The organism is Clostridium tyrobutyricum DSM 2637 = ATCC 25755 = JCM 11008, from assembly GCF_000359585.1.
Classification (GTDB): Bacteria; Bacillota; Clostridia; order Clostridiales; family Clostridiaceae; genus Clostridium_B; species Clostridium_B tyrobutyricum.
The window spans coordinates 41,792-56,187 of record NZ_APMH01000004.1; the positions used below are offsets into that span (position 1 = coordinate 41,792).

Here is a 14,396-nt window from a genome sequence, read left to right on the forward strand (position 1 = left end):
AACACATCCTTTCAAAATATTCAATATTATTATATTGTAGAAAACACCTCTAAAAAATTTTTAGCTACAGAAGATATATATCTTTCCTTTACACATATTGCCGCTATACTTGTTTCCAAACTTGGTTCTTTAATCAGAGTATAGTCAAGATTATATATTTGCATAATATCTATTGCTGATTTGGGAACTATCGCAATTCCAATGCCAGATTCCGCCCATAAGAGAGTGGTTCTTGCATCATCGTCCTTGCAAATTATATTTGGAACAAACCCATATTTTTGACAAGCTTCTATTATAATTTTTTCGAATCTTCTGTATACAATAATTGGTTTATCAACCAATTCCTTTAATTCTATGGGTGTATTTCTATCAAAACTTTTCATATCATCTCTAAATACTGCTATCATTGGCTCTTTAGGCCTAAATACAACATTCAATCCATCTTCATTAAAAGGAGTCCTGACTATACCAATTTCTATAACTCCACTATTTAATATTTCCATTATTCTATAAGTATTGCTTTCTCTCACTTCAAAATTTACATTTGGATACTTGCAGTGAAAGTTTTCTATTATTTTAGGAAAAAGAGTTGCCCCTGAGGAAGACACAGTACCAATTGACAACGTCCCCCTGATTCCTTCATTAAAATCCTTTAGTTCTTTAACGGTGGAATTCACCAGTTCAAGTATCTGTTCAGCCCTATTTTTAAGTATTTTCCCTGCATCCGTTAAATGAATTTTTCTATTTCCCCTATCCATAAGTTTTATTCCCAATTCTTCTTCAAGCAGTTTTAGGTGATAACTTAAAGGTGGTTGTGCTATATTCAACTTTTTAGCTGCCCCTGTTATCTTTCCCTCTTCTGCTATAGTAAGAAAGTATTTAAGCTGCTTAATATCCATATATTTCACCTCATAAAATTTAGAAATCTAAATTGAAGATAAGCTTACAGACTCAATATATAATTTTTATATACCGATAATACATACTTAGCATTTTTAATATATAAATCTTCTTGATATAATAATACTTGAAACATAAAATTTATTCAACATACAGTGCTTATATTTTGCTGTTAATAATATTAAAAATTTTATTAATATCACTATAATAAACTATATCTATTTTTAATAAGTTCTGGAATTTAATCTGATTTTAATGTTAATTATATATTATGATAAATATACTTATATTCAAGGAGATTTTTCTATGTCTTTAATGGAATTCAAAAATGTATCATACATCAAAAATAATAAGGCTATATTAAAAGATATTTCTATAAAAATTGACTACAGTGATTTCATATCTGTAATTGGACCTTCCGGCAGTGGAAAAAGTACATTTTTTAGATTGTGCTGTCAACTTATAAATCCATCCTATGGAAATATATTCTATAAGGAAATACCTTATACTGAATATGATCCTATAGAGTGGAGGAGACAAGTAGCCTATTGCCTTCAAACTCCTTCTCTTTTTGAGAGCACTGTTATGGACAATCTAAAATTCCCCTTTTCTATAAGAAATAAAAAAGTAGATCTAAAAATAATTAAAAAACTATTGGAGGATTTCAAAATGAATGCCGGGTATTTATCCAGAAGCATAAATGATCTTTCAGGCGGAGAAAAGCAGAGAATTTCATTAATCAGAACTCTTATTTTTACTCCTAAAATTCTCTTATTAGATGAAGTTACATCAGCACTTGATGAAAAAAATACTTTTATTGTAGAAAGCATAATAAAATCTTTAAACGAAAAAGGTATTACCATTTTATGGATAACTCATAATCCAGAACAAAGCAAAAGATATGCAAACAAAATTTTATCGATTGAAAATGGAAAATTGAAATCTTTGGAGGTTGTAAAATGAACAGGGCTGCAGATATTGGCATTTATTCTATTCTTTTTTCTCTAATACTTGTTTTAATTTCTCTTGTCTTTTCCTATTGGCAGAAATTAGGTCTTGAAAAAGATATACTTATAAGCATGGCAAGAGCTGTAGTACAATTAATTATAGTAGGATATATATTAAATTATATATTTGGATTAAAAAATGTATTCTTCACTACATTTTTATTATTATTCATGATATTAAATGCATCATACAATGCAGCTAAAAGGGGTGGTAAAATCAGGAATATTTTTATTATATCTTTTTTATCAATAACCTTGGGAACATTAGTTACTTTAATCATTCTCATATTTTCAGGAATAATAAAATATGAGCCATATCAAATAATACCTATTGGAGGAATGATCATAAGTAATTCCATGATAAGCTTAGGATTAAGTTTTAAACAAATAAAACTTAATTTCAAAGATAAAAGAGATGAAATTGAAACAAAACTCGCCCTTGGAGCAACCATTTATCAGTCATGTTCAAATATAGTAAAAGATTCTATTAAAGTTGGTATGATTCCTACTATTGATTCAGCCAAAACTCTTGGAGTAGTAGCACTTCCAGGTATGATGACTGGACTTATTTTAGCGGGTACTTCACCTGTTAGCGCTGTAAAATATCAGATAATAGTTACTTTTATGATGCTTTCTGCTACTTCTATAACTTCCTTTACAGCTGGTTACTTAAGCTATAAAAAGTTTTTTAATGATAGAAAACAACTAATTAACAAATAACAATTTTATTTAAAATTTTTAGTTATAATTATTATAATTAAGTCCAAAATCTATTATTATAGTATTACATTGTTGAGACTTATATTCTTTATAGGTTTCTTTTATCAAATTTGGAGAAGTAACATTTACATTTATCGTCCCCATTTTTTGATGTATGTTTTTTAAGAAATATTAGAGTACAAATCTACAGGTAAAAAAATTAATTTCAATAGTATTCATTTTGTAACATTTATAATATTTATATATGCTAATATCAATACTAGTACTCCTATAAATATTCTATATATAGCGAAAACCTTCATAGGCTTTCGCTTTAAAAAACTTATAAATTTGTCAACAACAACCAATGCTACTATAAACGAAACTACAAATCCTATAATAAGTACAATTATTTCTGGTGTAGTCATCGTTATTTTTACTTTTAACAGAGAAAAACCTGTTGCAGCTATCATAGTGGGTATTGCTAGAATAAATGAGAACTCTGCTGCTGCCACATTAGTGAGTCCGCTTGTCCATGCACCCATTATTGTAGATGCAGATCTTGACATCCCCGGCCAAAGAGAAAGACATTGAAAGCATCCTATTTTTAGAGCCTGTTTTGCAGTTACATCTTCAATCCTATCTGTTTTATTCCCTCTTCTGTACTTATTTTCCATAAATATCATTAGAAAACCACCCAATATAAGTGCACAGGCTACTGTAATGCTATTAAATAATTTTGCCTGTATTATATCATCGAGCAAGAATCCGATAACTGCAGCTGGTATAAATGCAATAATTATATTGCACCACAATTTAAATCCCCATTTTCCGGGAGTGAGATTTTTTAAGGAACCAGATATTTTATTCCAGTAAAGTACCAATATTGCAAGTATTGCTCCTAGTTGAATTACAATTTCAAACATATCTACATAAGCTTTTCTATAAGCTGGAGCACTAAAATTTATCAAGTCACCTACTATAATCATATGACCTGTAGATGATATTGGCAAAAATTCAGTAACTCCTTCTACAATACCTATTATAATTGCTTTTATTATAAATAACATATACATTTTTCATTCACCTTCCTAAATTTGTTTTTTATGATAAACATTTTTAAATATATTAAAATAATAGCGGTTTATCGTTAATTATTTTAGTACATATACATTAAGACAGCATTAATATTATAGAAAATTTTCCTTAATAATGACAATATAGCAAGATTCTTAACATTAAATTTTAAATCTTTAAGTTTAGTGGGATTTTAATTTTTTTAGGATGTAATTGAAATATAATAAAAAGTAAAACTATATCTTATTTTATTTCTATGGCATTAGTTACAAAATATCAAAATAAATTTTGAGCACATTAATCCAATTATAATTCCGCCTATAACATCTGTAGGATAATGAACGTACAAGTATATCCTGGATAGAGCTATAAGAGATGCCAGTACAATAAAAATCAGCTCATATTGTATAAAATATGTTGACAGGACTCCTGCCACTGCAAAAGAAGATAAAGTATGTCCTGAAGGAAATGAATATAATGACACTGGCTTCTTAATTATAAGTTCGATATCCTTTTTTTCATTACATGGTCTTAAACGTTTTATCAGATGTTTCAATATCCCCTCTCCAAGAACTGTGCTTGCAACCAAAGTTATTATTATCATCTTTCCCATGTATCTATATGTTTTGTCCAATAGTAAAATAAAAGCTATTGCAATCCAGATAGCACCCATATCCCCTAATTTTGTCATGATACACATAAATGTATCCATGTATTTATTTCTCAAATATTTATTGATAATAGACAATATATATATATCAAATCTCTGTAACATTAGCATCGTTATTTTCATCCCTTTTCTACAAAAATATATATTCTATAGATCTTTTATATGAAAGTGGGTATCCAAATACTATTGGATACCTACTTGAGAACTTGAAATGCAATGAATTTAACATTTATATTATGATAAATTTAATAATAATTTGTTTGCAATACACTTATTATCTTATATCCATATTATTTAAGGAACTATTGTATTTACATTAAATATATTTACATTTATGAAAAATCAGATTTCCGTATTGACAATATCGTCACTATGATTATCCTTTTTCTTTCCTCTTATAAATGTAATAACCGCTGGAATAAGCGATATTATTATAATGATAATCAATACATAGGAAAAATTATTTTTTACAATTGGCAAATTTCCAAAAAAGTATCCTCCACCTAAAAATAAGCATATCCATAAAAATGCTCCCAACATATTATAAATTATGAACGTTGAATACTTCATCTCTCCAACTCCGGCCACAAATGGCACAAATGTCCTTATTATTGGAATAAACCTTCCTATTACTATGGCTGCAGTTCCATGTTTTTCATAAAATCTATGTGCCTTATCAAGATATTCTCCATTTATAAATTTGATGTTTCCCTTTTTTAGAATACCATTTCCAACCTTTTTGCCTATATAATAATTAACGGTATCACCTATTACTGCCGCAATAAAAAATACCATAAACAGTGTAAATACTTCCATAATACCTTCTGAAGCAAGCGTTCCAGTTGCAAAAATAATAGAATCACCTGGTAAAAATGGTGTAACAACCAGTCCTGTTTCACAAAATACAATCAAAAATATTATACCGTATGTCCATAAGCCATAATTCTGCATTATAATATTCAAATATTTGTCAAGATGTAGTACAATGTTAATCAGATTTCCGATAATACTCATAAATTTTCTTCCTTTCTGTTATTTAAAAGCTAAATATTTTTAACTTAATTTTTTATGTATTATCTTATACATATAAAATTAAGATATGGTTAAAAAGAAATTATAATTAAATAAAAATTTTAACATTTACATTTTTACTTTTGAGATTAAAAAATTTGTATCCTTTATTTCTACTTCATTAAAATTATTTTTCATACCTAAAATAAAATTTACAATATCTTCTGCAGCATCTTGCTTGGCATAAATTCTCTGGGAATTTTTAATTTCATTTAGTTTTTGTAAATTATTCGCAAGTAAATCACTTATTACGGTTTCTATTTTTCTTGTATCTTTGCATATAACTCCAAGATTATACTTTTCAACAAATCTTGGATTTTCCTCTTCTTGTCCAGGTAAAGCATTAGTTATTATTAAAGGTACATTACATGCTATAGCTTCCATAATGACATTAGGACTTCCTCGTGTAAATGCAATATCAGAACATCGCATCAAATCCTGTATATTCTTGGTAAAGCCGTATATTTCAACTTTATTGCCATATTTTTTGATTAATGATTTTTCCAATTTTTTTTTCAATTCTGCGTTTCGGCCTGCCACAATTTTTACTGTACAATTAAAGTTATCGAGCAGAATCTCGGCTATTTTTTTCATATTTCCAACACCTTCACCACCACTCATTATCATACAATTCAGAAGTTTATTCATATTATAATTTTGACTTTCTTCACGTTGACATGAGCAATTATAAAATCTCGAACGAATCGGAAAACCCAAAACCTTTATTTTTTCTGCAGGAACACCAAATTTCATACATTTATATTTTGCTTCTTGTGTAGGGCTTATAATATAATTAGCTCTTGGATCTGCCCATAGAGGTGATATGCTCACCAAATCCGCAATAAGTGTAACAAATGGTATTTTGATATTATATTTTTTTAATATATTCATAAGAGAGCCATTGAAATTTGGATGTATTGACAAAATCAAATTTGGATTTATTTTTTTTAATAAGTTTAAAAATCTATCTTTTACCATTAACTCAATAATTTCATTAATGAGATATGGTTTAACAGATGATATATCCCATATAAGCTTCCATAGACTCTCTGATTTTCTAGTTATGGGTCCATATGCCTTGGCTATATTTAACAAAGTGGTTCCACCAAGTGAAAAACCATCAACAATATGAATTTTGACATTTTCATTGTTTGAAAATTTTTCACATAGAGACTCAGCTATACTTTTGTGTCCGTTTCCAGTAAAATTAGACGAAATGATAAGTACACTATTAATCATAATTAATTCCTTTCATTAGTTAAGTTAAAATATGGATACTACCAATAATATTTTGTAGAAACCTTCTACCATCTATATATAATTTTACATAATCAAGTATAAATCAATATTAAAACTTAATTAAGATTATATTAGATTTTAATATTTGATCTTAAAATGAATTATAATAAATAAGATCTGAAAAATAAAGGAGTTGTAGATTTTTATGGACATCAATAATATAAAAATGATTTACACTGTTTTTGTTTTTATAGCTTTAGCTGCCTTTGATAATATTATCATAGGATTATTTCCACCACTTTTTTCTTCTATAGCAAAAGATATGAATGTTCAAATTTCTTCATTGGGAATTATTTCAGCAGTTAACATTTTAGTTACATCTTTTTCATCAATTCTATGGGGTTATCTCACAGGTAAATTCAATAGAAAGTTACTTGTTATTATAGGAACTATTATATGGTCATTCTCAGTATTTTTGATATCCCGTTGTAGTAATTATCTTCAGCTCTTTATTCTTCAAATTTTTACCGGCATAGGATTAGGATGTATAGCCTCAATTGGTTTTAGCATTTTAACTGACTATATTCCGAATAAATACAGAGGAATGTTATTAAGCCTTTGGGGTATGGCTCAGGGATTTGGTGGGATATCAGGAGCACTAATGGCATCACTGATAGCCTCTTTTACAAGCTGGAGAAAACCGTTTGAATTTGTAAGTATCATAGGTTTCTTATTAATTATATTATATTTTTTTATAAGAGAACCTACCGTAGGCGAGTCAGAACCCGAACTACAAAACCTTATTAAAGAAGGACATGAATACAATTACAGCATTCAATTTAATCATTTATATGAAATCATTTCAAAGCGAAGTAATATTTTATTGTTTTTACAGGCATTTTTTATGAATATTACAACTGGTACTCTAATATGGCTGCCAACTCTATATATTTCAAAAATTCAGCAACAAGACTACAGTCCAAAAGTTTCAATTATTGCTGCCGGATATCTTTTTGCTATATTTCAATTAGGTGGTTTAACATCTCCTTTATTTGGTCATATAGGCGATATGGTTCAAAAAAAAACATATAAAGGAAGAGCTATTCTCACCTCATGTGTTGTATTCGCCATAATACCATTTTATATAGCAATGTTTATAGTTCCAATGTATGGACTTAAATTACCGCAAAACAACTATCCTTTAATAATACTTATGACTTTATTAAAAGGAATTGTAACAAACCCATGGATATGCATAATATTTACATTGTCTTTTTTTGCAAGCGCACTGCAATCTGCAAATACACCAAATTGGCTTGCTTTAATAACCGACGTAAATCTTCCAGAACACAGGGGAACTGCTTTTAGTATAGCTAATCTAGCTAATGGCCTGGGTAGAACTATAGGAAATGCTGGGATAGGAATTTTGCTTTCCGCTGTCTCTGTAAATATAAGAGAACCTCAGAATTACATAATTACCTTATCATTATTTCAACTATTTTTAATTCCTTCAGCTTTAGCTTATATAAAGATGGCAAAGAATAATGCAAAAGATATAAATGAAGTTAAAAATATACTACATAAACGTGCTAAGTTAAGCTAATGACGTGCAATCAATAATATGCAATCTTCAATCATATATTTAAACTTATAGTTATTTTTGTACCTTTTCCCTCTTCACTCTTAACATCAATGTTTCCATTATATATTTCAATAATTTGCTTGGCAATAGATAATCCAAGACCACTTCCTCCAAGATCTTTAGATCTCGATTTATCTACACAATAAAATCTATCAAATATTTTATGGATTTCATTCTTCGGAATACCTATTCCAGTATCACTTATTATTATATTAATGTATTGCCCGGATTTAATGGAACTTATATCTATATTACCGTGTTCCGCCGTAAATTTTACGCTGTTATCCACAATTATTCTAATTAATTGTTTTATAAGCTTATAATCTGCAATAATCTGTATATTTTCATTGTTAGTATTTGATATAGTATGTTTTTTATCTATCAGTCTAGTTTCCTCCACAACTTTATCTATCAGTTTATTAAGGTGAAATTTATTTTTTTCTATCTTTTGTGACTTATTGTCGCCCCGAGCCAGAAAAAGCAATTTTTCTACAAGTTTGCCCATATTGTATGATTCGGATTTAATGGCTTCAATAGACTTTTCAAGAGCTGCTCTGTCATTCTTTCCCCATCTATCTAAAAGGCCGGCATATCCTTGAATTATAGCTATTGGTGTCCTGAGCTCATGAGATGCATCCGATACAAACTGGACCTGCCTGTTAAAAGAGCCCTGAAGTCTATCAATCATATTATTTAATGTTGCAGCAAGCCTTCTCAGTTCATCATTGGGTCCCTTTATGCATATTCTTTCTTTCAAATTATTAATGCTTATATCATCAGCAGTTTTTGTAATATCAGCAATTGGATTTAACATTTTTTTACTTGTAATATACCCCAATAAAACGGATAAAATTATTCCAAATAGATCTGCTGCAGCCATAAAAAGGAACAATACCTTTAGAAAATCATATTCATTATCCATGTCCTTAATTGTCTGTATATATAAGGTCCCATGATTTTTATCCGAAATTTTTGCATTCAAATAAGTAAGATGCCTTTCCTGACTTTCAATATGTCTTGCTTTTCCATATGGTTTAGAAATTTTTAAATTGTAATCAAATTCATTGGACGCATTAATTATTTTTTTATTACTATCTATAACTTTTACAAATATATTTTCGTTTGGCATTATATCTGAAAAAAGCGCATTATTTGATAAATTTCTGTTTGATTTTAATCTGTTGATTATTATTGAATTTACATCTTCTACACGTTTACTTGCCTGTGTATATAGATAATGCCTCACTCCATTCAATATGTAAGCACTAGATATCGTCAACATTACAGAGAACATAATGGCAAATATTCCAGTCAGTTTAACAGATATCTTTGCATTTCGTATTATATTTAAATTCAAACTCATTATTTATCTCCTTTTATTACATATCCGACCCCTCTTACAGTAGTTATTAATTTATCATCAAATCCATCATCAATTTTACTTCTAAGATATCTTATAAATACACTAACTACATTGGTATCACTAAAATAATCATATCCCCAAATTTTTTCAATAAGTTTGTCTCTTGTTAAAACTACATTTTTATTCTTTAAAAGAAATTCCAGCAGATCATATTCTTTCTTGGTAAGTTCAATAAATTTTCCACCTCTTATAACCTCATGTGTTTTAGTATTCATTATTAGATTATTTACTTTATACTCATGATTGCCGGATTTTTCAACGTTGTTTCTTCTTATAACCCTTATTCTAGCTAAAAGCTCTTCTATCGCAAATGGTTTTGTGAGATAATCGTCTGCTCCGATATCCAAACCCATTACTTTATCTGTAACATCATCTTTAGCGGTTATCATTATAATTGGAACCTTGGAAAACTGTCTTACTCTCCTACAAACTTCTATTCCATTTAGTTCAGGCAGCATTATGTCTAAAAGCACAAGATTATAATTTCCATTCTGTATTTTCTTCAATCCATCTCTACCATTATATTCAACATCAGTAACATATCCTTCGTGATCAAGTTCCATTTGAATAAACATTGACATTTTCTTTTCATCTTCAATTATAAGTATTTCATAATTCTTCAAAAAATCACCTCTAAAACAGTATTTAAGTTATGTTGCTCATTAATATTATATATTAAACAGATTAAAATTAAATTAAAAACTGTTATATTTAAGCATACTTTAAATAATCTCTAATATAATGAATATAAAAGACTTGGAGGCATTATAATGAGTTATACAGTTAAAAATGGCCAACCGCAAGGATATCCATATTTTTTTACAAATAAAATACGTGAAGCTCTTATAGGTGAAATTATTGCTATAAATGGATATGTGCAGCACATTTCAGACTCAAATATGGAGAATATCAATACTGCTTGGAGAAGCATTCTGAAAGATGAAAAAAATCATTACGTAATGTTACTTAATTTACTTCGTAAATATGATCCAGTTCAATATCAAAAGTACAACATTCAAAAAAGTGAATCCTCCGGTATAAAAACAGTTATGCAATCATACAAACCCAATTATGATAGTCAGATTATTTTAAATAACGTTAGAGCCGATATAAAAGGTGAATTTGAAGCTGTAATTTTGTATGAACAACTTTTTGCTGAGTTCCGCCAGCAAGATATCAAGCATGTAATTTATCTAATATCAAGTGATGAAAAAGAACATGCTGAACACTTAACTAGAATATTATTTAAGTATTATTCAAACACAAATTAAAGAAGAAGGAGATGACCCTAAATAATTTTAAGGACATCTCCTTTGATGCTATTTATTGTTAAGGATTCTGAGCGTTTAAAATCTTGTTGGCTTCATCTGCAGTAAGATTGTAATTCAAGAAAGTCTTATAGAAATTCTGTGTTTCTTTTACCATATCAAGATCTTTGAATTGATCTGGATGAAGCAATTTTGCAAGCCATTGAAATTGGAGTGCCGATTCCATACCATATCTATCCCAGAGGAAAACTCCCATTGGATTTACATATACTTTCTTGTTTTTAATTGCATTTACCTGACTCCACTGAGGATTACTGTATAATTCATCCAAACTCTTTATAGGACTATTCTTGTCATTCAAAACACTTTTTCCCATTATTATAATATCAGGATTCCACTTAAGTACTTGTTCCATAGATGCAGGTTTCTTGTTTCCAGATATTTCAGCTGCATCTTTACCTCCACCTGCCTGTATCCAATCATCTACTATAGTATCTTTTCCATCAATTGTAAGTGGTTTGAATGATTCTATATGTAGTATCTTTGGTTTCTGTGAATCTGGTATTTTAGAAGTTACAGCCTTTACTGATTTAAGTCTGTTGTCTAAATAAGAATTGTACTTGTCTGCTTTAGACTGGGCATCGCCCCCAAGAGTTTGTGCTGTTATATTTACAACTTTCTTCAAGTCATCATAATTTTGGAATATCAACTGAACAGTAGGAATTCCAAGTTCCTTTGTCTTTGCCAATAGTTTAGACTCAGTTGGAATAAATAGTACATCTGGTTTTAATTTTGCAAGGGTTTCGGTGTTTACAGTTGTATTGGTAAATATAGTCTGAGCCTTGTTCATATCAGGAAATACTTTATAAAGCCAAGGGTATGCTTTCTTCGAATCAATAGTTGCAACTATTTTACTGCTTCCACCAAGCATTGCTACTATTTCATTATGTGCAGGCCATGCATCAGCTATTTTAGTAATCTTGTTAGGTACAGTTACCTTGGCACCAGTTGAATCTGTGACAACAGTCTGTTTACTTTCCTGCTTGGTTGAATTTTCACTAGAACTCTTATTAGAGTTTGTACTGGCTTGACCACATCCAGCCAATAGTGAAACTACAGAAAGCATAACTATAGCTAGATTTCTGATACGTTTCTTATTTTTCATTATAATTCCACATCCTTTAATATAATTATTTATATCCTAGACAGTATTTCCTGTCTTTGATAGCTAAGATTAGTTTTACAATAATGGAACACATGATTTGATCTCGTATCCATCACCAGAATTAGTAGTTATAATTTTTACATTTACTCCATAGGCATTTTTGAGATTTTCCTCTGTAACAATATCATTTGCACTTCCAACTCTAAATTTATTGTTCTTTTCTAAAAGTGCCACCTGTGTAGAACACAAAAATGCATGATCAGGAAAGTGAGAAGTCATTACAATTGCCAGTCCTTTTTTAGCAAGATTTGAAATCTGCCTTAATACTCTTATTTGATTTCCAAAATCCAAATTGGAAGTTGGTTCATCCATTATGAGAATATCCGGTTCCTGAGTAAGTGCTCTTGCAATTAGTACCATCTGCCTCTCTCCTCCACTTATTTCAGTATAAACTTTATGCTTCAAATAACTTATTTCAAGCATTTGTATATTCTTGTCGGCAATTTCCATATCTTTGCTGCTTGGAGAACCCATAGCACCTAAATGAGCCGTTCTCCCCATAACTACTACATCCTCAACTGTAAATGGGAAAGGGGTAGTATGTGCCTGGGGGACATATCCTATAGCTCTTGCTATTCTCTTTCTGTCCCAGTTTTTTATATCTTCATTATCCATCAATATTTTACCTGATTTTAATTTTAAAAATCCCAATATAGTTTTGAAAAGAGTAGTTTTTCCAGCACCATTAGGTCCTAGAATACATAATATTTCACCTGACTTTACAGTTAGGGATATATCGCTTATTATAGTTTCTACTCCATATCCACAGGATATATTTTGTATATCCAAAATCATATCCATCCCCTTCTTCCTTTTAAAAGTAAATATATAAAGAATGGAGCTCCAATTAATGAAGTTAGTATTCCAAGTGGAATTTCAGCTGTAAATATTCCCCTTGCTATGTCGTCTACCAGCAATAGATATATACTTCCGATAATCATAGATGCAGGCAGGGCAACTTTATAATTAGGGCCTACAATCATTCTAGCCAGATGGGGTATTATAAGTCCTACCCATCCAATTATTCCACCTATTGAAACCGACGCAGCTGTAATCAACGTAGAACAGATTATTACAATTGCCTTCATCCTATAAGTGTTTACTCCAAGTGATCTTGCTTCTTCCCCTCCAAAAGAAAGTACATTTAAATTCCACCTTAAAAGAAATAGGGGAATTAATCCAATAAACATTGGTACAATCATAATTAGAATATCTTTTGAAGTAGTAGTAGTAAGCCCTCCTAAAAGCCAGAATGTTATTTCAGGTAACTTGTCTTCTGTATCTCCTACATATTTGATTAAAGCTATAAAGGCCTGGCAAAGACTTGATATAACCATACCTGTAAGTATAAGGCTAAGTACAGATCCTTCTTCTCCCCTATTTATTGCTGAATTAATGCCAAGCGTAATGAGTACTGCTGCTAATCCAAATACAAATGAGATGATCTGAGTTTCCACGGAACTGAAAGAAAGTAGAAGACCAAGAGCTGCCCCAAATCCTGCTCCTCCTGAAGCCCCAAGTATATCAGGGGCTACCATTGGATTCCTGAATAATCCCTGATAAGCTGCACCTGCTGCTGAAAGAGCACATCCTATAAATACAGCTCCAAATATTCTTGGCATTCTAACCCTAAATATTACATTTTCTACATTTGCTCCATATAAAGAAGGAGCCCCTGTTATTTTAGTATAAAATACATTTATAATTTCAGATACTGATAATCTATAAGTACCTACAGTAAAGGAGAATAGAAAAGTAACTATAAGCAGTAATAAAAATATCCAGTTTGCATAACATATATTTCTCTTAATTTGTCCATTTTCTTTAACTATGGATTTACTCACTTTTTTAATATTTGTTGAAGAAGTATCTAATCCTTCTTTCATTAACGTCACACCATCTTCCCTTTATCGTATTATAATTACATAACATAATATAGCGTATTATAACCTAATATATAAAATCAGTACTACTATGTTTAAATACATATTGTCTAAAAGTTCATTGGTAATATAATAATACTTTTTAATGTTAATTGCAATATTGATAATTAATAGTCATATTTTATGATTATTTATCACTTTTTAGTATTTTATAAATGATTAAGGATATTTATTATAAAAGATGTTATAACGTATCAAAATAATAAGAAGATGGAGAACCACCTTCTTTGAC

The 14,396-nt window shown here is 29.6% G+C and carries 14 protein-coding genes; 4 read left to right on the forward strand and 10 right to left on the reverse strand.

What is annotated here, in order from left to right:
* Positions 1-29 precede the first annotated feature (29 nt).
* Entirely contained in the window at positions 30-899 is an 870-nt protein-coding gene (locus tag J418_RS0103285) for a LysR family transcriptional regulator (RefSeq protein WP_017753067.1), read from the reverse strand.
* A gap of 307 nt (positions 900-1,206) precedes the next feature.
* Here J418_RS0103285 and J418_RS0103290 point away from each other — a divergent pair, with 307 nt between their 5' ends.
* Both J418_RS0103290 and J418_RS0103295 read left to right on the forward strand, forming a co-directional pair.
* Entirely contained in the window at positions 1,207-1,863 is a 657-nt protein-coding gene (locus tag J418_RS0103290) for an ABC transporter ATP-binding protein (RefSeq protein ID WP_017753068.1), read from the forward strand.
* A complete protein-coding gene (locus J418_RS0103295; protein WP_017753069.1) occupies positions 1,860-2,627 on the forward strand; it encodes an ABC transporter permease in 768 nt (255 codons plus the stop codon). Before J418_RS0103290 ends, J418_RS0103295 begins: the two co-directional genes overlap by 4 nt.
* 215 nt (positions 2,628-2,842) lie before the next feature.
* Here the strand turns inward: J418_RS0103295 and J418_RS0103300 are convergent, their stop codons facing one another.
* The 4 genes from J418_RS0103300 to J418_RS0103315 form a co-directional block, all read right to left on the reverse strand.
* Positions 2,843-3,682: an undecaprenyl-diphosphate phosphatase gene (locus J418_RS0103300; protein WP_017753070.1), complete on the reverse strand. Its 840-nt coding sequence runs from the start codon at positions 3,680-3,682 to the stop codon at positions 2,843-2,845.
* Between the two features lie 263 nt (positions 3,683-3,945).
* A complete protein-coding gene (locus J418_RS0103305) occupies positions 3,946-4,464 on the reverse strand; it encodes a phosphatase PAP2 family protein (RefSeq protein WP_017753071.1) in 519 nt (172 codons plus the stop codon).
* Between the two features lie 231 nt (positions 4,465-4,695).
* The gene (locus tag J418_RS0103310) at positions 4,696-5,367 is read right to left on the reverse strand and encodes a DedA family protein (RefSeq protein ID WP_017894786.1); all 672 of its coding nucleotides are present in this window, start codon (positions 5,365-5,367) and stop codon (positions 4,696-4,698) included.
* A gap of 126 nt (positions 5,368-5,493) precedes the next feature.
* On the reverse strand, positions 5,494-6,663 hold the full coding sequence (locus tag J418_RS0103315) for an MGDG synthase family glycosyltransferase (protein ID WP_017753073.1): 1,170 nt from the start codon (positions 6,661-6,663) through the stop codon (positions 5,494-5,496).
* A 205-nt stretch (positions 6,664-6,868) separates the two neighbouring features.
* Here J418_RS0103315 and J418_RS0103320 point away from each other — a divergent pair, with 205 nt between their 5' ends.
* On the forward strand, positions 6,869-8,266 hold the full coding sequence (locus J418_RS0103320; protein WP_017894787.1) for an MFS transporter: 1,398 nt from the start codon (positions 6,869-6,871) through the stop codon (positions 8,264-8,266).
* Positions 8,267-8,297: 31 nt separating this feature from the next.
* On the opposite strand, the gene J418_RS0103325 is transcribed toward J418_RS0103320, so the two are convergent.
* Positions 8,298-9,668, reverse strand: a complete 1,371-nt coding sequence (locus tag J418_RS0103325; RefSeq protein ID WP_017753075.1) for a sensor histidine kinase — start codon at positions 9,666-9,668, stop codon at positions 8,298-8,300.
* Positions 9,668-10,351, reverse strand: coding sequence for a response regulator transcription factor (locus J418_RS0103330; protein WP_017753076.1), 684 nt, complete (start codon positions 10,349-10,351; stop codon positions 9,668-9,670). The genes J418_RS0103325 and J418_RS0103330 overlap by 1 nt, the downstream gene beginning before the upstream one ends.
* 147 nt (positions 10,352-10,498) lie before the next feature.
* On the opposite strand from J418_RS0103330, the gene J418_RS0103335 reads away from it, so the two are divergent.
* A complete protein-coding gene (locus J418_RS0103335; RefSeq protein ID WP_017753077.1) occupies positions 10,499-10,999 on the forward strand; it encodes a hypothetical protein in 501 nt (166 codons plus the stop codon).
* Positions 11,000-11,057: 58 nt separating this feature from the next.
* On the opposite strand, the gene J418_RS0103340 is transcribed toward J418_RS0103335, so the two are convergent.
* From J418_RS0103340 to J418_RS0103350, 3 genes are all read right to left on the reverse strand, one after another.
* A complete protein-coding gene (locus tag J418_RS0103340) occupies positions 11,058-12,161 on the reverse strand; it encodes an ABC transporter substrate-binding protein (RefSeq protein WP_017753078.1) in 1,104 nt (367 codons plus the stop codon).
* Positions 12,162-12,236: 75 nt separating this feature from the next.
* On the reverse strand, positions 12,237-13,016 hold the full coding sequence (locus tag J418_RS0103345; RefSeq protein WP_026093983.1) for an ABC transporter ATP-binding protein: 780 nt from the start codon (positions 13,014-13,016) through the stop codon (positions 12,237-12,239).
* Positions 13,013-14,107 (reverse strand): FecCD family ABC transporter permease, encoded by a 1,095-nt coding sequence (locus tag J418_RS0103350; RefSeq protein ID WP_017753080.1) that lies wholly within the window; start codon positions 14,105-14,107, stop codon positions 13,013-13,015. The genes J418_RS0103345 and J418_RS0103350 overlap by 4 nt, the downstream gene beginning before the upstream one ends.
* Positions 14,108-14,396: the final 289 nt, after the last annotated feature.